General features: G+C 65.4%; 20 protein-coding genes. 11 read left to right on the top strand and 9 right to left on the bottom strand.

Features of this window, described 5'->3' with window-relative positions; all coding sequences use genetic code 11:
- Positions 1 to 79 precede the first annotated feature (79 nt).
- The 3 genes from SH602x_RS08870 (at position 80) to SH602x_RS08860 (ending at position 2,277) form a co-directional block, all read left to right on the top strand.
- Entirely contained in the window at positions 80 to 1,618 is a 1,539-nt protein-coding gene (locus SH602x_RS08870) for a sulfatase (protein WP_479476442.1), read from the top strand.
- 93 nt (positions 1,619 to 1,711) lie between these two features.
- Entirely contained in the window at positions 1,712 to 1,918 is a 207-nt protein-coding gene (locus SH602x_RS08865; RefSeq protein WP_479476441.1) for a hypothetical protein, read from the top strand.
- A gap of 101 nt (positions 1,919 to 2,019) precedes the next feature.
- A complete protein-coding gene (locus SH602x_RS08860) occupies positions 2,020 to 2,277 on the top strand; it encodes a hypothetical protein (RefSeq protein WP_479476440.1) in 258 nt (85 codons plus the stop codon).
- 124 nt (positions 2,278 to 2,401) lie between these two features.
- Here SH602x_RS08860 and SH602x_RS08855 read toward each other — a convergent pair whose 3' ends face one another.
- Entirely contained in the window at positions 2,402 to 3,319 is a 918-nt protein-coding gene (locus SH602x_RS08855) for a CAP domain-containing protein (protein WP_479476439.1), read from the bottom strand.
- A gap of 330 nt (positions 3,320 to 3,649) precedes the next feature.
- On the opposite strand from SH602x_RS08855, the gene SH602x_RS08850 reads away from it, so the two are divergent.
- The 3 genes from SH602x_RS08850 (at position 3,650) to SH602x_RS08840 (ending at position 6,512) form a co-directional block, all read left to right on the top strand.
- The gene (locus SH602x_RS08850) at positions 3,650 to 4,102 is read left to right on the top strand and encodes a hypothetical protein (RefSeq protein ID WP_479476438.1); all 453 of its coding nucleotides are present in this window, start codon (positions 3,650 to 3,652) and stop codon (positions 4,100 to 4,102) included.
- 689 nt (positions 4,103 to 4,791) lie between these two features.
- On the top strand, positions 4,792 to 5,958 hold the full coding sequence (locus SH602x_RS08845) for a heavy metal-binding domain-containing protein (protein WP_479476437.1): 1,167 nt from the start codon (positions 4,792 to 4,794) through the stop codon (positions 5,956 to 5,958).
- Between the two features lie 107 nt (positions 5,959 to 6,065).
- Positions 6,066 to 6,512 carry a hypothetical protein gene (locus tag SH602x_RS08840; RefSeq protein ID WP_479476436.1) on the top strand — a complete coding sequence of 149 codons (447 nt, stop codon included), beginning with the start codon at positions 6,066 to 6,068 and terminating at the stop codon, positions 6,510 to 6,512.
- 31 nt (positions 6,513 to 6,543) lie between these two features.
- On the opposite strand, the gene SH602x_RS08835 is transcribed toward SH602x_RS08840, so the two are convergent.
- From SH602x_RS08835 to SH602x_RS08820, 4 genes are all read right to left on the bottom strand, one after another.
- Positions 6,544 to 6,804 (bottom strand): anti-sigma factor family protein, encoded by a 261-nt coding sequence (locus SH602x_RS08835; RefSeq protein WP_479476435.1) that lies wholly within the window; start codon positions 6,802 to 6,804, stop codon positions 6,544 to 6,546.
- Entirely contained in the window at positions 6,801 to 7,436 is a 636-nt protein-coding gene (locus SH602x_RS08830; protein WP_479476434.1) for a sigma-70 family RNA polymerase sigma factor, read from the bottom strand. Before SH602x_RS08830 ends, SH602x_RS08835 begins: the two co-directional genes overlap by 4 nt.
- Before the next feature lie 97 nt (positions 7,437 to 7,533).
- Positions 7,534 to 9,003: an SPFH domain-containing protein gene (locus SH602x_RS08825; RefSeq protein ID WP_479476433.1), complete on the bottom strand. Its 1,470-nt coding sequence runs from the start codon at positions 9,001 to 9,003 to the stop codon at positions 7,534 to 7,536.
- A gap of 124 nt (positions 9,004 to 9,127) precedes the next feature.
- The gene (locus SH602x_RS08820) at positions 9,128 to 9,634 is read right to left on the bottom strand and encodes a hypothetical protein (protein WP_479476432.1); all 507 of its coding nucleotides are present in this window, start codon (positions 9,632 to 9,634) and stop codon (positions 9,128 to 9,130) included.
- A 455-nt stretch (positions 9,635 to 10,089) separates the two neighbouring features.
- On the opposite strand from SH602x_RS08820, the gene SH602x_RS08815 reads away from it, so the two are divergent.
- From SH602x_RS08815 to SH602x_RS08805, 3 genes are all read left to right on the top strand, one after another.
- On the top strand, positions 10,090 to 10,881 hold the full coding sequence (locus SH602x_RS08815) for a HEAT repeat domain-containing protein (RefSeq protein WP_479476431.1): 792 nt from the start codon (positions 10,090 to 10,092) through the stop codon (positions 10,879 to 10,881).
- A 101-nt stretch (positions 10,882 to 10,982) separates the two neighbouring features.
- Positions 10,983 to 12,737, top strand: a complete 1,755-nt coding sequence (locus tag SH602x_RS08810) for a hypothetical protein (RefSeq protein WP_479476430.1) — start codon at positions 10,983 to 10,985, stop codon at positions 12,735 to 12,737.
- Positions 12,738 to 12,986: 249 nt separating this feature from the next.
- Positions 12,987 to 13,916 (top strand): DNA integrity scanning protein DisA nucleotide-binding domain protein, encoded by a 930-nt coding sequence (locus SH602x_RS08805; RefSeq protein ID WP_479469036.1) that lies wholly within the window; start codon positions 12,987 to 12,989, stop codon positions 13,914 to 13,916.
- 141 nt (positions 13,917 to 14,057) lie between these two features.
- Here SH602x_RS08805 and lipA read toward each other — a convergent pair whose 3' ends face one another.
- Positions 14,058 to 15,089 carry a lipoyl synthase gene (lipA, locus tag SH602x_RS08800; protein ID WP_479476429.1) on the bottom strand — a complete coding sequence of 344 codons (1,032 nt, stop codon included), beginning with the start codon at positions 15,087 to 15,089 and terminating at the stop codon, positions 14,058 to 14,060.
- A 240-nt stretch (positions 15,090 to 15,329) separates the two neighbouring features.
- On the bottom strand, positions 15,330 to 15,809 hold the full coding sequence (locus SH602x_RS08795) for a type II secretion system protein (RefSeq protein ID WP_479476428.1): 480 nt from the start codon (positions 15,807 to 15,809) through the stop codon (positions 15,330 to 15,332).
- A gap of 613 nt (positions 15,810 to 16,422) precedes the next feature.
- Here SH602x_RS08795 and SH602x_RS08790 point away from each other — a divergent pair.
- Positions 16,423 to 18,045: a hypothetical protein gene (locus SH602x_RS08790; RefSeq protein WP_479476427.1), complete on the top strand. Its 1,623-nt coding sequence runs from the start codon at positions 16,423 to 16,425 to the stop codon at positions 18,043 to 18,045.
- 255 nt (positions 18,046 to 18,300) lie between these two features.
- On the opposite strand, the gene SH602x_RS08785 is transcribed toward SH602x_RS08790, so the two are convergent.
- The gene (locus tag SH602x_RS08785; RefSeq protein ID WP_479476426.1) at positions 18,301 to 19,548 is read right to left on the bottom strand and encodes an FAD-binding oxidoreductase; all 1,248 of its coding nucleotides are present in this window, start codon (positions 19,546 to 19,548) and stop codon (positions 18,301 to 18,303) included.
- Positions 19,545 to 20,543: an NAD-dependent epimerase/dehydratase family protein gene (locus tag SH602x_RS08780; protein ID WP_479476425.1), complete on the bottom strand. Its 999-nt coding sequence runs from the start codon at positions 20,541 to 20,543 to the stop codon at positions 19,545 to 19,547. The genes SH602x_RS08785 and SH602x_RS08780 overlap by 4 nt, the downstream gene beginning before the upstream one ends.
- 287 nt (positions 20,544 to 20,830) lie before the next feature.
- Between SH602x_RS08780 and SH602x_RS08775 the strand changes: the two genes are divergently transcribed.
- A complete protein-coding gene (locus SH602x_RS08775) occupies positions 20,831 to 24,178 on the top strand; it encodes a tetratricopeptide repeat protein (RefSeq protein WP_479476424.1) in 3,348 nt (1,115 codons plus the stop codon).
- Positions 24,179 to 24,300: the final 122 nt, after the last annotated feature.

Below are 24,300 nucleotides of genomic sequence, written 5' to 3'. Positions count from 1 at the left end.
CCGCGGGCGGCATCATCGGCGGGCGGATCGTTCCGGCTGTAGGGCCGCTCTCTCACTTCTCTGCGGGAATCTTCTCATCATGTTACGCCCTCGTCTGCTGCGAACGGTTCTGGCCGCTCTCCCGCTCGCCCTTGGTCTCGGGGCGACTGACCTGCGTCTTACGGCGAGCGCCGCGGAGCCTGACGCGCCGGCCCGCCCGAACGTCCTGTTCCTGATCGCGGACGATCTGAACTGCGATCTCGGATGCTACGGCCATCCCCGGGTCGAGACGCCGCACATCGACGCCCTGGCGAAGCGGGGCGTCCGTTTCGAGCGGGCGTACTGTCAGTACCCGCTCTGCAGCCCCAGCCGCACGTCCTTCCTGACGGGGCTGCGACCAGATTCCTCCGGCGTTCATACGAACCCGGGCAGGGCGACCGACGGCGCCTACGGCGGGTCCCCGCACTTCCGGGAGTTTCATCCCGACCTGATCACGCTGCCGCAGTTCTTTCGCGAGCAGGACTATTTCGTCGCCCGAGTCGGCAAGCTCTATCACTACGGCGTGCCGGGACAGATCGGGACCAGCGGTCTGGACGATCCGCAAAGCTGGGACAAGACGGTCAATCCGATCGGTCGCGACAAGACGGAAGAGGGCAAGGTCTTCTCGCTCGTGCCGGGCAGCTACGGCGGAACGTTGAGCTGGCTCGCGGCGGAAGGAACCGACGCCGAGCAGACCGATGCCATCGGCGCCGACGCGGCCATCGAACTGCTGAAGCAGCAGGGCGACGATCCCTTCTTCCTCGCCGTCGGCTTTTATCGTCCGCACACGCCGTACGTCGCGCCGAAGGCGTACTTCGAGAAGTATCCCAAGGAATCGATCGAACTTCCCGAGCTTTCCGCGTCCGATCGCGAGCGCGTTCCCGCGCCTGCCTACGGCAGCGCCAAGAAGGAACAGGAGGGGATGTCCGACGACCTCCGCCGGGAAGCGATTCAGGCGTACTGGGCCTCGATCAGCTTCATGGACGCGCAGGTCGGACGCGTCCTCGCGGCGCTGGAGGAGCAGGGCCTGGCGGACGAGACGATCGTGGTGATGACCAGCGACCACGGCTACCACATGTACGACCACGGCCTGTGGCAGAAGATGAGCGTGTTCGAAAATTCCGCCCGGGTGCCGCTGATCGTCGCGCTGCCCGACGGAAAGAGCGCGGGGCAGACGGCGCCCGGCGTGGCGGAACTGATCGATCTCTATCCGACGCTCGCCGACTATTGCGGCTTCGAGGCTCCTTCGCACGTCGAGGGTACGAGCCTGGTCCCGACGCTGCACGATCCGCAGACGCGAGTGAAGGAGCACGCCGTCACGCAGGTCCATCGCGGAGCCCAGCGCCGAGGGTACTCCGTCCGGACCGAGCAATATCGCTACACCTGGTGGGGCGACGAAGAGACGGCCCAGCTTTACGACATGCAGGCCGATCCGCGCGAAGCGAAGAACCTCGCGGGCGATCCGGCGTATGCGGAGATCGAAGCCGAACTCCGCAAGGTCGCCGTCGCCCAGCGACAGGAGTCGCCGAAGAAACAGAACGCCGGGGCGAGCAACTCGCCGCGAAAAAAAGACCGGGCCAAGCGACAGCCGGGGTCCTGACGTCGCGTGCGAAGCGCAAGAAGGTAGCGTTCGCGACGAATAGCAGGCAGTGGATCGTTTGAAGCCCTGCCTTCGGCGAGCGACGCTACCCAGATGACTGGCGAGATTCCGCAAGTTCCCCTTTATCCGCTTCCGGTTCCCTTCTCGGCTGCTTTCCGACCTTGGTGGGCGGGCCAGAGCGTCTGGATTCGCATTCGCTACCTGGCGACGGTCGCGAAGGTCGTGTTGGCGTTGGGCTTTCTGGCCACCTGGGGAGCGATGTGGCTTGCCTACTTACTGCGTTCGGCGCTCGGCTTTTAGCCGAAGACTGCGCCGCAAGCTGACCCGCTGCCCTCTGAACGACAGTCGCGGTTCCTCCCCGACTACTCCGCCTGTAGGAGCCGCGCCCGACGCGGAAGCCCGTGGATTTCTGGCAGGCCCTCTGGATCTACACCCACTTCGAGCCGCTGCCGCCGATCTTCTGGCAATTCGTCGTCGGCCTCCTCATCCTGGGCTGCGTCGGCGTGGGCGTGCTGTTGATCGGCGGGCCGTTTCTGTTGCCTTGGGATCAGTGGCTTCTGGCGGCGGGCCTGCGACTGGCCGGCGTCGGCCTGTGGGTTCTCGGCGGCGGCATCTTCGCGACCGCCTGGCTGCTCGGCCTATTCGCGATGGAGGAGTAAGTCTGGGAACACTGGCGGATCGCCGTGCGGCTGCGCCTTTACGGCGTGGGTCTGTGGGTCAGCGCCGCGGCCATCTTCGGCACGCTCTGGCTGGCCGAATGGTTCTTCGACCTGTGAACGCCGCTCAATTCTCCGGCGCCGGCGCGGAGGAAGCGGGCGGAGTCGGAACTGGCGTTTCGGCCGCAGGAGCGTCCGGCTGCTCATCGGGCTCTTCCCGCGTCGTCACGAGCCGAAAGCTCCCCTCCGTCTCGCCGGCTTCGATGCGATAGCGAGTCCCGGACTGTGGTTCGACGACGGTCGGCTGCTGCTTCGACTCCTCCGGCCACTGAAACGTCACCTCCGGCGGTCGTCCGAAGGTGTGCGTCCTCGCGTAGCGCGGTTCGAGCGTGTACGCGCGGCCGCCGACCTCGTAGGGGATCGGCGTCTGCGTGACGTTGAAGATCGAGAACTCGATCGACAGCGACCCGGGCCTGCCGAACAACTGCACCGCGTAGTAGTGCTGCGTCGTCTGGCTTTCGGCGACGCCGACGCCGATCTGCGTGACGTCAGGATCGAGCAGGTTCTCGCGGTGGGGCGGCGAGTCGATCCAGCCCTGCACGAACTGCTCCGACAACGCCGGGGCCTCATAGCCGCGGGAATCGTAGGCGAAGGCGATGTTCTCCAGCACGATCGCGTAGTCGTAGCCCTGCGCCTTCGCCCGCTGACTGGGCGTCCGTCCGTCGGCCTGATGACCGTACCGGTCGCTCTCGGCCATGTAGTCGGCGAACTTCTGCGCCGTCTCCTGCAGCGTCTGATCGATGGCGAGCGTCTCGCGTCCTTCCTGCGTCCGAAAGGCGTTCGACCGCTCGACGATCGCGGCGACCGTCGCGTCCAGATCCGCGCGTCTCGGCGGCGCCGGTCGCTCCCCCTCGAACTCCCGCGTCACATGCTCCGCGGTCGTGACGTCGATCGTTTGGGCAATCGCAGGCTTCGCGAGGCCGACCTCTGCGGTCAAGGCGGCGACGCCGATCGCGACTCGGGAGAGCAAGAAAGTTAGGTTCATTTTCGGCCAAGTCGTTCCGGAACGGGCTGACGTCTCTCCATCACTGTAGGTGAGGCCGGGGCTATGGCACCCCGGGGAACGCGACTGGCGGGTCGAACTTTCCTCGACTGCCTGCCCCGCTGAGTTCCGATCGCGCGGTCCCGAACTCGAACTCGCTCGATGCGTGGAAGCCGGCGACACCGGCCGCGAGCCGTCGCAGATTCCGCACATTCGCTATCCTACTATACAGGCGTTTCTGATGATTTTCACTTGCAACGGTCGGATTCGATGTTAGAACCCACGTGCTTGGGAGATTCACCTTTACTGTTTTTGCCTTAGGAGTTTGGAACTATGATTCGGACCTTGCTTGTCGCTGCGGCAGTCGCGTGCTCGTTCCTCGGCGCTGCGGAGGCCTTCGCCGGCTGGGGACATTGCCACTCGCACTCGTATTGCTACTACAAGCCCATCTGCCACGTCCACTGTCACCCTTGCCCGCCCTGTCCAACGCCGATCAAGTACTACGATTGCGTCGTGAACGACACGGGAGCCACGATTAAGCTCGTGCTCACGCACCGCTACGAGACGGTGACCTTCCCCTGCCTGAAACCAGGCTACAAGGTCAACTTCTGCGTGCCGAAGGACTCCGTTCGAGTCAGCTACGTCGCGTACGACGTCAACGGAGGAACCGATCCGATTGCTTCGGATTATTTCTACTCGCTGCCGCAGGATTACTGCTGCCCTTCGCCGATCTACATCGTGCCAAATGCGACGCCGATGAAGGCAGCTGCTGAAATGCGGCGCTGAGCCGCGTCGACCCGCCAACGCATTCGGCGGCGTGCGCGATCTTCCGCCGTCGCGACGCCGTGCGGCGGATCGCATCAGCATCCAGTACGGTCGCCGCGCCCCGCGCGGCGACCTGTCGTAGTAGCGAACGCTAGTAGAGTCGCGTCAGATTCCCGCCGCATGCACGGATCGAGACTTTTCTCGCCGTACTATACAAGCATTCTACGTCGATTGATTGAATGCCATTGCGTAGTATGTGACTGGCGGATCGGTGCCTATAACGCCCGTAGTTCGCGCCCGGCGTATACCGAGCAGAGCGTCTCCCTTGCTGCGGAGGTGCCGGCTGCCTGCGTTTTGGAACGAATACTCGCCGGCCGTTACGGAAAGCCGTTCAGCGACGTCCCGAATGGAAGGACAGGCGGACGAACGGCGCTGGCGAATCGGGTTCCCGAGAAGGGGCGAGTTGAACGCGGGCTTCGGCATTGCCGAATGCTGCCGATCGCCGTTCGCTTCGGGTCAGCGGCATGCGATCCCTACCTGCTTCCCGGTCTCTGAACGCCGAATCGCTCCGGCGAGATTCCCAGTGCTCGTTCCGGGCCGACGACGACGCCGGCCATGCCGTTCACTTCGCGAATCGTCGTCAGTTTCGGGCGTTCTCCCACCTCCCGTTGCACAATGCTACCATCGTCGGCACGGATGACGTTCGGACGATGAACGGAACGATGCGACGCCTAGGGGAGAACGGCGCTTTGATCATCAGCGGATTCTCGGGCAACGAGTGGTACTGCCTGGCGGAAAAGGGATACGCGCCGGGCAGCGTCGTGGTGGGGAACAGCGTGCAGTCGCTGGGCTTCATCGGCAACCTGTCGAGCGGTCTAAGGACCATCGCCGGCGGAGAGATCGTCAACCTGACGCAGCTCATCAGCGAGGGGCGTCACGCCGCGCTCGCCCGGCTGGAACAGGAGGCTCAGCAGCAGGGCGCCCATGGCGTGACCGGCGTCTATTCCGATCTGAAAGACATCGCCGGGATGAAGGAGTTCATCGCCATCGGTTCGGCGGTGAAGGGCGACTCCTCGAAGGGCCCGTTCTTCACGACCGCCTGTTCGGGTCAGGATTTTTACTGCCACCTCGACGCCGGGTACCAGCCGCGACACTTCGCGATCGGCAACGTCGCCTACGCCCTGGGTCTGGGGCGCGGGATCACCGGCGCCATCAGCGGCATGGCGGGGGGCGAGGTCCGCGAATACTCCGACATGATCAATCGGACGCGGCACCTGGCGCTCGAACGGATCGAGGCCGAAGCCAAGGGCTACGGCGCCAACGCCGTCGTCGACATCAAGACGCAGATCATCCAACTTGGCGGCGGCGCGCGGGAAATGCTCCTCGTCGGCACGGGCAGCTACCACCCCGCGCTCGGCACGCCCGCGATTCCCGTCACCAGCGAACTGACGGGCGAGGAGCTCTGGAACCTGCACCACCTGGGGTACCAGCCGCTGAAGCTGCTGCTGGCGTCGTCGGTTTATTCGCTCGGCATCGCGCAGGGGATCGGGGCCTTCTTTCGATCGTTCTCGCGCGGCGAAGTCGGCTCCGTGACGCAGCTCATCTACCAGGCCCGCGCCAACTGCCTGGGCCTGATCCACCAGGACGCCACGACCATCGGCGCCGACGGCGTGATCGGCGTGAAGCTGTTCATTCACGAGTTCGCCAGCGGCCTGGTCGAAGTCATGGCGATCGGCACCGCCGTCAAGAAGAACCCCGCCATGCGGACCGAGACCGACGTCCTGATCCCCCAGGCCATCATCCGCGACCGCGACACCTTCTTCGACGCTGCCATGATGCAGCCGAAGGAGAAGAACCTTCAGCGGGGAGGAGAGTGAGAGGAAGAGAGGAGAACGGAGAGAGTAGTGAGGAGAAGCTTGAGGACAGACTTCACCTCGATGGACGGCGAGAGTTCGAGATGAACGATCGAATCGCACGACCAGTCGTGACGGCCGCGGCGATCTTCGTCGCGGTCATGGTCGGCGTCACCATTTATCTCGTTGCCGAAGATTACAAGACTCCCCGGTCCGCTGATCCGGCGTTCGCTCCCACGATGATCGACGTCCCAAAGACCTTTCAGAGGAAGATCGTTCTTATCTGGAAACGAGGAGATCCGACGGAACACGACGGCAGCGAGTTGTATCGCGAATCATTCGTCAGCGGATGGAATGACTGCGCAGACGTCTTCGTCGCCGACTGGAAATCGGGGGAGGTGAGCTACTGGAGCTATGAGCCAGAAGGCGAGTCAGACCTGGGCGCCCCGTGGATCATCGGCGCACCCGATGAGATCAACGACGCTCGTAGGGACGGCTGGCGAGCGTGCCGCACGGAGATACAAGCGTTGATGAAGACGCGCTCCGAAAGTCAGGTCCGGGCGCTGCTCGCTGAGTAGGGCGAGTTCCGGGCGAGTCGGAGCGAAGTTACTACGCTTTCCCCTCCCGCTCCATCGCTGCGGCGATCCGGGCTTTGGCGTCGGGCGAAAGTTCGACCGAGGGAAGCGGGGCGTCCGGGTCGCGTTCTCGGCAGAGCCGCAGCAGCGTGCGGATCTGGCTCAACTGCCGGCCGTAGCAGCGGCACATCTCGCACAGGCCGAGATGGAACGAAAGCTGGAACCGCTCCCGCCAGGTCAGGCGGCGGTCCTGCGATTCGCTGGTCAGTCGGGCGGCGTTTCTGCAGTCGATCATGCGGAGGCTCCGTCGTCGGCGGAGCGTGCGGCTTCCCCCTCCATCCGCGGTTTCAGACACCGGGCGAGCGCCACCCGGGCCCGATGGAGCAGGGTCCAGAGATTCGACGGAGTGATCGCCAGTTCCTTACAGATCTCTTCGGTCGATTGCCCGTCCAGTTCCCGCAGCGAGAACAACTCGGCTTGCCGCGCGGGAATCGAGCCGAGGCAGGCGCGAAAGGCGGCCCAGAACTCCGCCCGTTCGAGATTCGCCTCCGGGCCGAGTTCGAAGGACTTCGGGTGCTGCCGCCAGTGACCCGTTTCGTCGAACAGGGCCTCGGTCGGATCGCCCCCCTGGTCTTCAGTCCCTCCGCGGGCCGATTCGCGACGCCGGGCGCGGATCGTGTCGATGATCTTGCGTTTCAGGATGCCGAGCAGCCACGCCCGCTCGGCGCCGCGACCTGAATACTGGCCCTTCGCCTTCAGCGCCGCGACGAAGGTCTCCTGCACGACCTCTTCCGCGGCTTCGGCGCCCCGCAGGCGGCTCATCGCATAGCGATAGAGATAGTCGCCGTGCCGCGCGAGCCAGCCGGCAGGATCGAGCGGAGAGGCGTCGCCGGTCGTCGATGTGATCTCGGAAGGATCCGGCGTCATGCGGTGCGAATGCCTGTAGGGCCGGCGCCCTCGCCTGCCACGAAACCTGGTACCTGCGAAAATGGCAGGCGAGGGCGCCAGCCCTACAGGAAGAGAATCAGTGCTTATCTTCCCCCGTCAGCTTCTCCTCGACTTTGTCGGCCTGCCAGGCGAGCTGGCTGATGGCGCGGGAAACGTCGAGGGCGCTGGTGGTCTGGGCCAGTTCGTTGCACTGGAGCACGACCTGATCGCCGGAGGGGGTCGATTCGATCGCGAAGGCGCCGTGCAGGATCTGAGTGTTGTACTTCAGCAGGGCCGAGGCGTTCTTTTCGTCCATCGGGCCGCAGGACGAGCTGAACGACAGGATCGACGCACCCGAGTCGTCCGCCCGGTCGAAGCGGACGCGGACGACCTGCTTGCGAAGGTCGTTGATGGCGACCGTGATCTCCCACGGCTCCTTCGACTTGTCGAGCTTCCAGTTGGAAGAGTTCGCGACCGCTTCGACCAGTTGCCGCGGATCGACGGCGGGACGACTGGTCACCCGTTGCAGATCGTCGAAGCTGAGCCCGGCCAGTCCGCCAGTTGCAGCGGCGGCTCCGATCGGCGAAGGTCCGCCCGACGCCGGACCGCCGGGAAGGGGAGTCTGTCCGCCGCCAAGGCCACCTTGGTTCGGGCCGCCCGGATTCGGGCCGCCCTGGTTCCCGCCCCCCTGATTGGGGCCGGCGTACTGCATGGCTTCGCGGATCATTCCGGGGAACATCATCCCGAATCCGGCGCCCATGCCCATACCCATTGCCCCGGCGCCGAGCCCGCCGCCGTCGCCGCTCTGCTCGGCCATCTTGGACATGCTGTTCGCCGCCTGGTAGACGGTGTACTTCTGCAAGTCGCCGATGGCGCCCATGCTGCTGCGGGCGTCGATCGCCTTCTGCACCTCTTCGGGCGGCGTGATCGCGCTGACGTAGAACTCCGACAGTTCGAGCCCGTACTTGCGGAACTCCTCGCCCACCTTCGCCCGGGTGCCGGCGGAGATCTCGTCGAACTTCGACGGCAGATCGAGCAGGCTGAGCTTCGACGTGCCGAGCAGATCGGTCAGCCGGCTGACGATCGCCGCGCGGAGATAGTTCGTGACCTGCTCGTCGGTCGTCTTCCCCTGCGTGCCGACGATCGTGTTGATGAAGGTCGCCGAATCGATCACGCGGAAGGCGTATTTACCGTAGGCCCGCAGGCGGACCATGCCGAAGTCGGCGTCGCGGACGGTGATCGCCTCCGCGGTGCCCCACTTCTGATCGATGAACGTCTGTTTGCCGACGAAGAAGACGGAGGCCTGAAACGGCGACTTCTCCCAGGGCGTCGTCAGGATGGCCGTGATGACGGGGACGTTCTGGGTGCTCAGGGTGTAACGCCCCGGCCCGAACGTATCCATCGCCTTGCCGTCGCGGAAGAAGACGGCTTCCTGACTCTGCTCGACGATGAGCTGCGCGCCGAGCTGAATCGCGGCGGTCCCCTGTTCCGGATAACGCTGCACGAGCGTCCGGTTGGTCGGGTCCTGAAACTGGATGACCTCGAGTCGTTTGAAGCCCCAGCTCATGGCGAACCTTCGATAGATCGTTGGTGAATGACTTGTCAGGCGAGCGGAGGGCGTCAGCCCTCCGTGGTCTCGATCGGGCGTGCACCAGGTGCGACATGGAGGGCTGACGCCCTCCGCTCGCCTGTTACGCCCCGATGCCGTCGAGGATGCGACCGCGCTCGGCGAAGCTTTCGATCACGTTGCCGACCTTGCCGAGCAGGTCGGTCGCCAGGGCCGTGTCGGGCGCGGAGGCGAACGATTTCGTTTCGGAGACGAACGATTCGACCGACTTCATCAGCGCGGCGTCGTGCGCGTAGACCGCATCGAGACGAGCTTCGTCGACCTGAACGAAGTCGAACCAGCCGGAATAGCCGGCGACGGCGCCGCGAAGCTGGTTCTGCAGTTCGTCGATCCGGCTGTGCAGGCGCTCGCATGCAGGCAGCGAGTCGAGATCGCCGCGGGAGAGGAGACCCTGCATCCCGTCGTCGACGGCGGCCTTCGCCTTGTGCAACTCGTCGACCATCCACTTGCGCAGGAGCTGGTCGCTCTCCCGGCGGTATTCCTTTTCCAGGTAGCCGCGGAATCCGGGAATGTAGCGAGCGACCGTTTCTATCCAGCCGCGTCGATCGGCATGTTTCGCGGGGTCGACCATGCTGCGAACTCCTGAAGCGAGGCGGGCCGGACGGATAGCGGTTCAGTGCGTGTCGCACTGACATTTAGCGTGCGCGGCGCTACGAATCCGGGCATGTTCGGCGAACGAGCCGCTGCAGCTGCGCGATAGGCGTTTTAAGTGTAGGGTTCGCCGAAAGGCGCTTCAATCTGACGCGAGCGCCGAGGCATGCTGGACTGAAGGCCGATCGCTGCCGATGGGGAAAGCAAGGAACGTCGTCGAACCCTGCGCGAGGGAGCTCCGTAGGAGGCCTTTCCCGCCCTGCAGGACTTTTGAATAGCGCTCCTGACCAGGATTTCGCCCTAGTTCGCTAGCGGTCGATCGGTTACTCTCCCCGCCCGGAGCAGCGCCGTCGCCGGAGCGCGGGCGCCGCCGATCGGACACGAATCGCAGGCGCAACGCGACGCGAGCAGGACGTCCGTCATTCGAGGGATCGTATGCGACCACAGGGACGCCATCGGGAACGTCGCAGGCCGGCGGTTTCGTCGTGCGCCAGCGCGATCGCGCCAAGCGTCCGGAAGGATTCGTCGGGTCTGCGCACGATCGCTCTGGGTTGCACGCTGGTCGCCGGCTCTCTGCTGGGGACGGGCTGCGCCGAGGGGCCGCTCTATTCGACCGGTTGGATCTCGCCTTACGCGATCGATCACTGGAAGAAGGAAGAGAGCTACGGCCCGACCATTCACGCGTTGCGAGAGCAGCAGGTTCGCCTGCGCGAAGCGTTGCCGAACCTGTCGCCTGCCGAACGGGAGTCGGCGATCGCCGACCTGGGACAGAAGTTCCGCGACGAAACGAATCAGACGCTCCGGCTCGAGTACCTGAAGACCCTCGGACTGGCGCAGGAGCCGGCCGCGGCCGCGATTCTCGTCCAGGCGACGGGCGACCGGAGCTCGCTGGTCCGGACCGCCGCATGCGATGCGCTCCACAGGCGCGACGTGCCGGAGGCTCAGGCCCGGCTGCGCGACCTGGCCGAAAGCGACGTCAGCGTCGACGTCCGCCTGGCGGCGATTCGCGCGCTCGAAGGCGATCCCAACGAGCCGACGCTCAAGACGATGGAGCGCCTGCTGGACGACGACGATCCGGCGATTCAGTTCCGCACGATGGCGACGCTGGAAGCGACGACGGGCAAGCCGCTCGGAAAGGATCGACGCGCCTGGACTGCCTATCTTGCCGGCGAAGAACCGGAGATTCGTCAGGCGAGTTGGTTCGAGGGCTGGAGTCCGTTCTACTGACGCCTATCGCTTCGGCGACTCGCCTGCCCATCCCGCCTTCGGCGTCTCCCCGCCGCGACCGTGCCGCCATTACTTCTTGACGTCGGTAAGACGCGAACCGCATGAGCGAAACGAATCTGACGTCGCGGGGCAACGAACTTTTCGGACGGCGTCGGCGACGACTCTTCGTGACGCTGGCAGCGTGCGGGTTGTGCTGGGCGGGCGCGGAAACGCCCGCGCAGGCGCAAATTCGAATCGTCGAAGATCCGCCGGCGGACGCCGCCCCGGAAGCGCCCGGTTCTGAATCGGACGTCGACCCGGCTCCCGCTCCCGCATCGGATCCGGCGGGCGACGACGTCGCCCCGGAAGCGGACGCTCCAGAAGCTGCGACCGAACCGGAAGGCCCTTCGGAAAAGGAGCGACCCGCTGACGCTCCTGCCGTCGGCGGACCGGTCCCTCCGCCGGGCTCGCCCCCGACTGCGAAAGAGACGACGTCTGCGAAAACGAAGGCGCCTGCGACGGGCGAACCGACGCGGCTCGACGCCGACCAGGTCGCCGAGGCCGATCTGCTGACCCTCGACGGCGATCCCGGAGATCCGGGCGACGCCGGCGCGGGCGAACGATCGGGAGCGATGGCCGCCGTTCGCCTGGCGCCCGGTTCTCCTGTGGGTTCGCCCACGACCGCTCCGATCGTCACCGCCTCCGGCGTTCGCCCCCGCGTCTCCGCTGGACCCAAGCCGACGGTCATCCATCTGACCGACGGACCAGGTCCGAACGATATTCGAATCGACCCCGTCGTCATCGACGGCGAAGGGGGAAGCGCTCCTGGGCGGACGAACGAGGTCAGGCCGGTCGAGTCGCCGGAAACGGCGCGGCTCCGCGCCGACGTCGATCGCTGTCTGAGGCGCTATAGCGTTCTGTACGAAAACTCCGCGACGCGGAGCCCCTGGGGCATGATGCATGCGTTCCTCCCCTGGGGCGTGGACGCTCAGACCATCGTCGGCAACCAGAAGGTCAACTCCATCGGCTACCTCTGCTGGAACGGGGCCTGCCGGAAGCAGAAGCTGTTCTTCCAGAAGAACGGCGAGATGGGGATGTACGTCGGGCCGGGCGTGCAAGGACACGCGGGGCAGTTCCTGGCCATGCTGGCCCAGTGCCGGATCGATCGCGATTACGAGATCCGCATCGACGACTATCGCTACACGATTCGTGATCTGATCGAGTACGAAAAGCGAACCTGCGTTCCGAAGTCGGAACTGACGTTCAAGCTGATCGCCTTTTCGCACTACCTCGACGCCGACGCGACCTGGAACACGCCGCGCTACGGACGCTGGAACCTCGAACGGGTGCTGGCCGAAGAACTGGCCCAGCCGATCGTCGGCGCGGCTTGCGGCGGAACGCATCGGCTCATGGGCGTCACCTACGCGATGCGTTCCCGCGAGGCGCATGGCAGGCCGATGAACGGTCACTTCGCCCGTGCGAAGACGTTTATCGACGACTTCCAGCAGTACGCCCTGGCTCTCCAGAACCCCGACGGCAGCTTCAGCACCGACTGGTTCGAACGGCGGGCCAACGCGCCGGACTTCGACCGGAAGGTGCAGACGACGGGCCACATTCTGGAATGGCTCGTCTACTCGCTTCCGGAAGAGCGGCTGACCGATCCCAGGATCGTGCGGTCGGTCCGGTTCCTCGTCGACGCCCTGAATTCGAACCCGGATTACGAATTCGAGGTCGGGCCGAAGGGACACGCGTTGCGGGCGCTCGTTTTGTACCAGCGGTACGTCTTCGAGGGGACGTACGGCCAGGGGCTGCTCGCGCCTGCCGCGCTGGCGGCGGAGTCGGATGCGGCTGAACCCGCTTCGTCGGGGATCCGCTGATCAAGGGCTGACGGCGGAAGCGGCCACCGTCGGAAGTCAGACTTTCGCACTCGCGATCGGGGGCAAGGCGGTCCCGGCGGATCGCCTTTTTCGCGAAAGCGGGCTCGAAACGGGGCTCGCGGTGGCCGGCGCTTTCAGCGTGAGGTAGGATTGCGACGCCCGCTCGCGTCGCTTTTCCGCGTTTTTTGCCCTGGTTCCCGTCCCAGGCGCCGGTCCGCGCGGATCGTCCCGCTGCATGACTCCCGCTGCATGAACCCCGCGAAGTTCGGAAAGCAGTTCCAGGCGCTCCTCGAAGTGGCGTTGCGCCTCTTCGACGGCGCCGATGCGGACGCGATCCTGATTTCGGTCGAAGCGGCGCTCGACTGGGACAAGCTCAAGGCAGTCGTCGGCGAGCGGCTGCTCCTGATCGCGGCGGACAGCGCCGAAGCCCTGGCGGGAATCGAAGCGTTCGATATTCCGCACGTGCTGCTGGCGACCGAGGACGCGCCGGTGCATGACCGCCTGACGCAGACGCTGCTGGAATTCACGGCGGACGATCTGCTGAAGACGGGCGCCCGGGTGGTGGCCGTCTACAGCGGCTTCGAGGTCGAAAAGATCGACACCGTCAGCCTGATCCGCCTGCACGAACATCTCGGCCGGCTCACCAGCCGGGACCTGCGACAGTTCGAATCGCACGTTCCGCTGGATACGCTCAAGGCCGTCGTCGATCTGGCCGTCGAGATCGGTCGCGAAGGCCGCGAGGCGAAGCCGGTCGGCACGATGTTCATCGTGGGCGATACGCCCCGGGTCCTGCGTCAGACCCGGGAAGCGGGCTTCGACCCGGTAAAGGGCTACGACGCCGCGCGACGCTCGATCAAGGATCCTCGCAATCGCGAGTCGATCAAGGAGGTCGCCCAACTCGACGGCGCCTTCCTGGTCACGGCGGACGGACTCGTTCGCGCGGCCTGCCGGATCGTGAAGACCGATCCGAAGGGGATCTCGATCTCGCACGGGCTCGGTTCGCGGCACTGGGCCGGCGCCGCGATCAGCAAGACGACGCGAGCCATCGCCGTCGTCGTCAGCGAATCGAACGGCACCGTCCGCATCTTCCGCAACGGCGAACAGGCCCTCCGCATCGAGCCCTTCCGCCGGGCCATGAAGTGGAAGGAATTCGACTTCGAACCGCCGGCGAGCGAGTAGAAAACGTTCCCGTTGCGTAGGGCTGGCGCCCTCGCCTGCCAGGAACCTTGTACCCGCTTCCGCTGCGTCGATGGCTGAAACACGGAGGGCTTACACCCTCCGCTCGCCAGGAACGGATGCTACACGCGAACGAAAGACGGCCTAAAACGACTCCGCCATTTCCCGGGCGTGGTAGCTCGAGCGGACGAAGGGGCCGCTGGCGACCTGCCTGAAGCCCATCGCCTTCGACAACCGACCGAGTTCGGCGAATTCTTCGGGCGGAACGTAGCGGTCGACGGCCAGGTAGCGGGTCGAGTCGGGCTGGAGATACTGTCCCAGCGTCAGGAAGTCGCAGTCGACGGTCCGCAGGTCGGCCAGCGCATCGAGCAACTCTTCGCGCGTCTCGCCGATCCCCAGCATCAGGCCGCTTTTGGTTTTGATCGTCGGATCCGCCGCCTTAATCCGGCGGAGCAGTTCCAGCGTCCAGGCGTAGTCGGACTTCTTGCCCCGCACCCGCCGGTAGAGGCGCGGAATCGTCTCCATGTTGTGGTTGAAGACGTCGGGACGCGCGGCGATGACGGCGTCGAGGCCTGCCGGGGAGTCGATGAAATCGGGCGTCAGGACCTCGACCGTCGCGCCGGTCTTCGCCCGCACCGCCTGGATGCAGCGGGCGAAATGCTCTCCGCCGCCGTCGGGCAGGTCGTCGCGCGTCACCGAGGTGATCACCACGTGGGCCAGCCCCAGGCGATGGGCCGCTTCGGCCAGACGCTCCGGCTCGTCCGACTCGACCGTCTCGGGAGTTCCCCGGGCGACCGCACAGAAGCTGCATGACCGGGTGCAGACGGCGCCCAGGATCATGAACGTCGCGGTCCGCTGGGAGTAGCACTCCATGCGGTTGGGGCACTTCGCGCTCTCGCAGACCGTTTCCAGCCGCAGATCGTCCAGCACGCGGTTCGTCAGGTGGTCGGCGTTTCCCTTGGGAACCTCCCGCTTCAGCCAGCGGGGGAGCCGGGGGCGCTCGATCGGTTTGACGGTGCGACCGGAGGCATGCCGGCGGAGCCGGTCGGTCGGATCGTAGTCGTCGATCTCGATCGCGGCCGAGACGCAACCCGATCCGGTCGCACACCCCCCGCCAGCGATACCGACAGACGGGGCGCCGATCACCGGCAGTTCGAATTCGGACGAAGCAGTCATCGCGCGAGCGGTTTCCGAGGAAGACGGCGATCAGCCCGATCGCCGAACGACTCATTCTAACCGCCTGCTTCCTGCGACAAGGGGCCGATTCGGGCCCGACGCCGGGCGTTCCTCCGGAAGGGACGGATCGTCGCACGCCCGAAATGCCTCGCGAAAACGAAAAAGGGGGCGACGCCTCTTTCGAGACGACGCCCCCCTTTGAACTCGTACCGTTCGCCGGCGCCGGTCCGTCGAGCCCGATTATTCGACGTAATGGACGTCGTGGTCGATCCAGATGCCGCCAGTCGTGGCGTTATAGAGCCAGCCGCCGGCGTTGCTGGCGGTAACGTCGCCCGGCGCCGCGGTTGCTCCGGTGACCAGCTTCACGGCCTTGCTTCCGCTGATCGTGTTTTCGGGAATGGCCCTTAGATAGGGGCCGTAGACGTGGGTCACGCCGGTTCCGACGGCGCCGTCTTTGTCGGTCTTGGCGAACAGTTCGGGCAGCGTGGCGCCGGTGGGCACCTTGCCGTCGTGCTCGGCACGGTAGTGCTCGATCTGCGAGCGGAGCGTGTTGAGGTTGAACGTCGCCGTGTTGATCTTGGCGTCGGCGACGGAGTTCGAGAAGGAGGGAATGATCGTCGCGGCCAGGACGGCCATGATGACGACCACGATCAGGATCTCGACCAGCGTGAAGGCCGATCGACGACGCTTCGAACCCAGGTTAGCGGGAATGTGCGACATGGCGGGATACACCTCGAACAGGCTGCGGGCTGCGGGCTGCGATCGACCGACGGCTGCCCCGCACGTCGGCTTCATGGAACTGCAATGGATGTAGGTCGCAGTGCAGCGCGCGTCAAAAAAGCGAGCCGGAATCGTCCCGGTATTCCACGTTCCGCGACCCGGCGCGATTGCGCCCTCGGAAAAAACCGCCTAAGCCGACAGGCAACGTCGTCGCCGTCCCATTTTGCCTCCTTTTGCTGCTCAGGCCCTTAACCGTGGCCGATTCTTAGACAAAGCCAGCCGTGCTTATCCAGAGCCCCCATTGCACCCGGACCCGTCGAAGCTCTCGCTTTCGCCGACCGTTGCGATCACGGGCGAGAACAGGAACGCTCTGACCGGTCAACTTAAAGCAGATCGCCTAACCCGGACGATAGTTCCCACCGGAACCGCTCCGCAGGCGAACGCGCGATACCAAGCGCTGCCGTGACCGAAGAGAGTTCCGATCCGCGAGGGATGCGGATCCACGAGGGATAAGACGAAGCTCCAGGGAAAGGAACCGGCCGGCTCGCGCCAGGGCGTCGTGGCGCACACGGAACATTTCCAGATGAGATTCGTCAGCGAAGGAGATCGAAACATGGTTACCAAGTACGGCGCGGCGGCGGCGGCGATTCTCGTCGCCCTGTCGTCGAGCTACGCCTACGCCGCCTGTTGCGGCGCGGCGAGTTACGCTCAGGCCGGCTGTTGCGACCCGTGCGATTACGGCACGGCGCGTCAGCATTGCCACACGGTCATGAAGACGTGCAAAGAGACCGTCTACGAGAAGCAGGAATACACCTGCTATCGCAACTGCTACGAGACGGTTTGCGAAGAGAAGCAGGTGAACTGCGTCGAGTACGTCCGCGAGACGTGCTACAAGACGTGCGAGTACACGGTCAAGAAGCCGGTCTACGAGACCTGCTATCGCGACTGCTCGTACACGGTCTGCCGTCCTCACTGGGAAACCCGGACGAAGGACGTCTGCTACACCGTGTGCAAGCCGGTCTACGAGAAGCACTCGAAGATCGTCCCCTACACCGTGTGCAAGCCGGTCTACGAGAAGCACTCCAAGGTCGTTCCCTACACGGTCTGCAAGCCGGTCTGGGAAACCCGCACCAAGGACGTCTGCTACACGGTCTGCAAGCCGGTTTACGAGAAGCACGTCAAGGACGTGCAGTACACCGTCTGCCGCCCGGTCGTCGAGACCCGGACGAAGGACGTCTGCTACACGGTCTGCAAGCCCGTCTACGAGACCCGCACCCGCGACATCTGCTACACGGTCTGCGTGCCGGTGCAGGAACAGCGCGAGCGTCAGGTCTGCAAGACGATCTGCAAGAAGGTTCCCTACACGAAGGAAGTCACGATCAACTGCGGTCGCTGGGAAACCCAGCGGACGGAGATCGCCGGCCCCGTCGTCACCAAGTGCGTCCGCGAGCCCGGCACCTGGACGTGGGATCCCTGCACCTGCCGTTGCGTCTACTGCCCCGGCGAAACCCGCACGGTCGAAGTACAGTGCCCGCCCCGCGTCTGCTGCAAGCGCGTCTGGATTCCGGAAACCCGGGTCGAGACCGTGAACTGCGTCCGCTACGAGCGTGAAAACGTCGTCGAGACGATCCCCTACACCGTCTGCAAGATGGTCCCCGAACAGCGGACCAAGACCTGCAGCTACACCGTCTGCAAGATGGTCCCCGAGACCTGCACGAAGACGGTCTGCTACAAGGTCTGCAAGATGGTGCCCGAGTGCCGCACGAAGCAGGTCTGCTGGACGACCTGCAAGATGGTTCCCGAGACCCACACCAAGCAGGTCTGCTACAAGGTCTGCAAGATGGTTCCCGAGTGCCGCACGAAGACGGTCTGCTGGACGACCTGCAAGATGGTTCCGGAAACCCATACGCGGACGGTCTGCTGGACCACCTGCAAGATGGTTCCCGAAACGCACACCAAGCAGGTTTGCTACAAGGTCTGCAAGATGGTGCCGGAGACCTGCGTGAAGAAGGTCCCCTACACGACTTGCCGCATCGAGTGCGAAGTCCGGACCAAGCAGGTTCCTTACACGGTCTGCAAGCCGGTCTGCACCACGAAGACCGTCTCGGTTCCGAAGACGATCTGCAAGAAGGTCCCCTACACGGTCACCCGCTGCGTTCCTCGCACCGTGTGCAAGCAGGTTCCGGTGACGGTCTGCTGCCCGGCGCCCTGCTGCGAAACCGCTTGCTGCAACTGATCTCCGCCTGAGCGGCGATCAGCGGCGAAACGACCTTCTGGGTCGCGATAGTCTGAACTGGCGAATCTCGAGGCCCGGCGGAAACGTTCCGCCGGGCTTTTTTCGTTTACCGATCTTCCTGAGCGGAGGGTGACAACCCTCCGAGTTCCCGGATCGCAAGTTCGACTCGGCGATCGAGCGCCTGCCGCGAGATCTTCGCCGCTCCAGCGATCTCGACGCATGGGACACGGAGGGCTGACACCCTCCGCTCGCCTGTCACGCGCCCGCGATCGTCTCTTTCGCCGCGTCCGCGAACACGTACCGCCCCGGGTTCAGAATCCCGTGCGGATCCATCGCCGCCTTGACCCGGTCCATCAGGAACTGCGGCGACGTCGTGCGACCGAAACGGAGTTCCCGCGTGGGAGCGATTCCGACTCGATCGCGCAGCACGGTGACGTAGCCCTCGTCGCCGACCTCCTGGCGAAGCATCGACAGCGTCTGAATCATCCGGTCCCCTTCAACGGGCCCTACGAATTCGGCCAGCATGCGTCCGTCGCGGGGTCGAAGCTGGATTCGAGGCGCTTCGCGCGAAAGCGAATCGAACGCGTGCGGCGCCGAAAGGATCCGCAGCAGGCTCGACGGAGGCATCTGAACGAGCAGCGCGAACTGGCATTCGGAAGCCAGTCTGCTGTCGGAACCGAGATGACCGTCGACGCTGAAACCTTCGGCGCCTGCGTCACGCTGCAAGGCTCGCGAGCGCAGCAGCTCTTCGACGAAGTTCTTCGCGGCGGACGTCTCTTCCTCTGGCCCCTCCCACCCGAGTGCGACCGACACGGCGACGTCGTTCCGAGGCAACATCGGGACGAAGAACAGTTCGTAGAAGGAGTAGGGAATCGCCGGCTTATCGAGAACCTTGCACAGCGCCGCCGGGCTTGCGCCCTCGCGGGCCGTCAGAAAAGCCGCATCGGCGCTTTCCGGTCGCGGCTTCAGCCGGAGCGTCACCTCCGTGATCACCCCCAGCGTGCCCCGGCTTCCGACGAGCAGCTTGCAGAAGTCGTAGCCGGTGACGTTCTTGACGACTTTGCCGCCGCTCTTGAACGCGACGCCCCGCCCGTCGATCGCCCGCACGCCGATGACGTAGTCGCGGAGGTTCCCCCACCCGGTGCGCCGCGGGCCGTTCCATGCGGTCGCCAGCAGTCCGCCGATCGTCGATGCTTCGTCGAACTTGCTCGCGAACGGGAACAGCAGCCCCGCTTCGTCGACGGTCTCGGCCAGCTTCGCCAGAGTTACGCCCGCTTCGACGGTGATCGTCAGATCGCGGGGCGAGAACTCCACGATCCGGTCGAGCCCCGTGAGCGACAGATCGATCCCGGGTCGCACCTTCGGCAGGAGTTCGTCCAGCGCCAGTCCGCCGCCGACGGGATAAATCGCCTCGCGACGCGCCGCGGCCTCCTGCACGACCTGCCGGGCCTCCTCGGCAGTCGTCGGCGTGACGATGCGGCTTCCTTCTTCCGCGCCGGTCATGCCGGCTCTCCCGCCCGGAGCGCCTTCCGCCAGGCGATGACGTCGCCGACGATTCGATCCAGATCGAAGCTCGGCTCCCAGCCGATCGTCTGCTTCAGCCGCGTCAGATCGGGCACCCGCCGTCGCACGTCTTCGAAGTCGGCGTCGTAAGCGTCGGAATAGGACTGAAAGCTGACCGTCGAAGCGGAGCCCGTCGCGGCGATCACCCGCTGGGCAAGCTCCAGAATCGAAACGGGTCGGTCGCTGCCGATGTTGAAGACCCGTCCTGCGGCGGATGCGTTCTCCGTCAGGCCGACGACCGCCCGAATGACGTCGTGAACGTGCGAGAAGCAGCGGACCTGTCGCCCGTCGTCATGCACGACCAGCGGCTTTCCCGCCAGCGCCGCATCGACGAACCGGGGCAGGACCATGCCGTAGGCGCCCGACTGCCGCGGTCCCACGACGTTGAAGAATCTGCCGATCACGGCAGGCAGGCCATGCTGGCGGAAGTGTCCGAGGGCGAGAAACTCGTCGATCGCCTTGGAGGCGCCGTACGACCAGCGCGCCCGGGTGGTCGGTCCGAAGACCAGGTCGTCGTCCTCCGACCAGACGGACTTCGGGTTCTTTCCGTACACCTCGCTCGTACTGGCCAGAAAGAACCGCACGTCCTTCCCTTCGCGAATCCGCTCGGTCGCCCGCGAGAGGAGAAACCGCGTCGGTTCGACGTTCCGTTCGATGCAGGCGATCGGGTCCTTCGCCACCAGCGCCACGCCGACCGCCGCCGCCAGGTGGTAGATCACGTCCGCCCGGTCGACGACCCCCGCCATCAACTCGCGATCCGCGACGTCCCCGGCGACGTACTCGAACCGGGGGTTCTTCGCGACGCCGGTCAGATTGCCGCGAGCGCCGGTCGACTCGTCGTCGACGGCGAGGACGCGATGGCCGTCCGCCAGCAACCGCTCGATCAGGTGCGATCCGATGAACCCGGCGCCGCCGGTGACGAGGCAGGTTTTCACGAGGGGCGAGATGACCGGGAGCGGGGACGACGAAATGGATGCAGAAAGCCCAGTATATCGTCGCCCCTCCTGCCACGATCGGCGGAGCCTCCTCCCGTATCGAGCGAAATGGCCGACTCGCCGCACGGGGCCGGTATAATGCACGACTTCGCCTCTTTCAGCCCCGCGCGAGCCGGATCTTTCCCATTTTCACGGCATCGCGCGTAACGACAGGCCGACCGCAGATCCATTTGAAGCGGTCGCTCCCGCCCGCGTCGCTGTCGCCCATGCGCCTTCGGAGTTCGTCGATGCTTCGCCGCTTTTCCTGTTCCGTCGGCGCGGTCGGTCTATCGGCATCGCTCGGACTCGCTTCGTTCGTCGGCGTCGCCAGCGGTCAGGGCGCCCCTCCCGCACAGCCGGCAGGCCAGTCCCCGGCGGCGGCGAAGCTGAACGAAAAGTCTTCGCCGGAAGGTCTGGCCGCGTTCTCGCGAGCCGCGGAGTATCAGAACGGCGGGGCCTTCGACCTGGCGACGGAGGAATGGAAGAAGTTCCTCAAGAGCCATCCGCAGGATCCGCTCGTCCCCAAGGCGACGTATTACCTCGCCGTCTCGCAGATCAGCCTGAATCAGCTCGAAGAGGCTCGCAAGAATCTCCAGGCGCTGACGACGACTTACCCCAAGGCCGACCTGCGAGAGGATGCGCTCCTCAACCTGGGCTGGCTGGAGTTCTCGCTGGCGAAGACCTCGCCCGAAGCGGACCCCAAGGCCAAGCTGTTCGCCGACGCTGCGGCGACGCTGACGAAGCAGCTTCAGGAGTATCCCGCCGACAAGGCGACGAAGCGCGATCAGGCGCTCTATTTTCTGGCCGAGAGTCTCTACCTCAGCGGCAAGAAGAGCGACGCCGTTCCGCACTATCGCGAACTGGTCGACAAGTTCCCTGATTCTTCGCTGAATGCCGATGCGGCCTATGCCCTCGGCGTCGCGCTGGAAGAGACGAAGGCTTACGCCGAAGCGGAGCAGGTCTACGCCGCGTTCCTCGCCAAACGTCCGGACGACGAACTGGCGCCGGAAGTGACCATGCGGCGGGGCGAGGCCCTGCTGCAACTGGGACTCGCCGCGCAGGCCGGCGCCCCGGAGCAGGCGAAGACGCAGATCGCCGAAGCCGACAAGCTGTTCGCGGCTGCCGCGGCGAAGCCGGATTATCCTGCCGCCGATTACGCCCTGTTCCGTCAGGCGCTGGCGAAGGCGTCGCTGGGACAGTTCGCCGAAGCGGGCGCGCTGTACGCGAGCGTCGTGGCGAAGTATCCCCAATCGGCCTACGCGGCGGACGCCCAACTCGCCGCGGGTCAGATGTACTACCGGGCGGAGAACTGGGAGGCCGCAACGAAGGCGTTCGACGCCGTGCTCGCAGCCGGCGGAGCCGCGAAAGCTGAAGCCGCCCACTGGAACGCCCGGATCCTGATCCGGCAGCAGAAGTTCGCCGAAGCCGCGGCGCTCGCCGAAAAGACGCTCGCCGATCCGGCGCTGGGCGACTCGCCCTTCGCCGCCTCCCTGGCGATCGACCGGGCCGACGCGCTCTACGAAATTCCGGAGCAGCGTGCCGCGGCGCACGACGCTTATCTTGCCTTCGTCGAAAAGAACCCGCAGCATGCCGACGCCGCACAGGCGATCTACAACGCCGCGTTCGCGTCGTTCGAACTGAAGGAGTACGAGCGTGCGGAAGCCGAGTCGAGGCGCTTCGTCGAGACGCACGCCAGTCACGCTCTGATCGCCGACGTCCGCGAGATCGCCGCCGAATCGCAACTTCTCCGCGGACAGTATGCCGCCGCGACCGAGGCGTTCGCGAAGCTGGCGACCGACTTCGCAGCGAACGCGAAGAAGACCGCCTGGCAGCTTCGCCGCGCGACGGCGTTTTACTTCGACAAGAAGTACGACGAGGCGCTCGCGGCAGCCGGCGAACTGTTGCCCGCGCTCGAGGCGGCTCCGCAAAAGGCGGAGGCACAGTTCCTGGTCGGCGCCTCGCAGTTTCATCTCAAGGATTACGACGCGGCGCTGAAGAGCCTGCAGACTTCGCTCGCCGCCGACGCCGCGCGTCCCAGTTCGGACGAAGCCCGGCTGCTGCTTGCCAGGACGCATCTCGCGAAGAACGCGCCGGCGGAAGCTCTGAAGGAACTGGACGCCTTCTTCACGGCTTACCCGCAGAGTTCGCTTACCGATCAGGCCCGCTATCGTCAGGGCGAAGCCCACACCGCCGCGAAGGCGTGGGATCCGGCGCGCGCTGCCTACGGCCAGGTCATCGAGGGCCATCCGCAATCGCCTTTCGTCCCGTTCGCGCTCTACGGCGCCGGCTGGGCCGATCTGCAGGCGAAGCGTTTCGCCGATGCGAGCGTCTTGTTCGCGACGCTGCTGGAGAAGCATCCCGATTCGACGCTGAAGCTGGACGCGACGCTCGCCAAGGCCTCCGCCGAACGGCAGGCAGGCAAGCCCGACGCGGCGCTGGCCGATCTCGAAGCGGCGATGAAGAGCGAACTGCCTCCCGAACGTCAGGCGCAGGCCTTTCATGAAAAGGGCCTCGCCCTGCAGGCTTCGAACAAGCCGGCGGAGGCCGCGGAAGCGTTCGCCGCAGCGCTGGTCGCAATGCCCGATTACGCCGCCGCCGACGCCGCCCTCTATGAACGGGCGTGGGCGCTGAAGTCGATTCCGGAACAGGCCGAACCGTCGGTCGCCGTCTTCGCGGAACTGGCGGAGAAGCATCCCGACAGCCCGTTCGCGCCTGAGGCCCGCTTCCACGTCGCCGAGGCGAAGTATGCCGCCAAGGATTTCGCCGCCGCCGCGGAAGGGTATGCCGCCGCGCTCGCAGGGGCGAAGGCGAACGAACTGATCGAGAAGGCGACCTACAAGCTCGGCTGGTCGCAGTACCAGGCTCAGAAGTTCGACGAGGCGGCGACGGCGTTCGCGTCGCTGGCGGAGAAGTTCCCCTCCGGCGCCTTCGCTCTCGACGGGCTGTTCATGCTGGGCGAGAGTCGCTTCAAGCTGAAGGAATACGAGCCCGCGCTGGCGGCCTTCCGTCAGGCGGAGGCGAAGGTCACGCACGAGACCGACCCGAAGCTGACGACGCTGCTCTACCTGCACGCAGGTCAGTCGGCGAACCAGCTCAAGCAGTACAAAGAAGCGCTGGAGCTTCTGGCCAACGTCACCGAGAAGCGCCCTGACGACGAGGCCGCGCCGCAGGCGTTCTTCGAAACGGGTCGGGCGCACCAGAGTCTCGCGGCGCTGGACGAGGCGATCGCCGCTTATCGCGTGGCTGCGGAGAGGTCGCGGGGCGCCGTCGGCGCGGAGGCGCAGTTCTTCGTCGGCGAAGTCCTGTTCGTGCAGAAGAAGCATGAAGAGGCCTTCGACGAGTTCCGCCGCTGCCTGTTCGGATACGGCGGCGAAGCGGCGCCGGCGGACGTGAAGGTGTGGCATGCCAAGGCCGCGTTCGAAGCGGCAAGGTGCCGCGACGTGCAGGCCTCCGACGCGGAAGGCCCGGCGAAGCAGACGCTCCTCGCGGAGGCGCTGAAGTACTACCGCCTGGTCGCGGAGAAGTATCCTGACGACTCGCTCGCCGCCGCGGCGACGAAGCGGGCGAACGAGATCGCCGCCAGCGTCGGATCTTGAGGCAGGTAAACCAGAGGGAAGATGCCCGTGTGCCACGGCTGGCTTGTCCAGCCGTGGCACACGGGATGATCGTTTTAGTCAACTAACAGGTTCCGGCGATCGCCTCTTGGCGCGCCTTCGGA

The sequence above is a fragment of the Lignipirellula cremea genome, assembly GCF_056501455.1.
The sequence above is the reverse complement of the archived record's forward strand: the minus strand, read 5'-3'. Positions and strand labels throughout refer to the sequence as shown.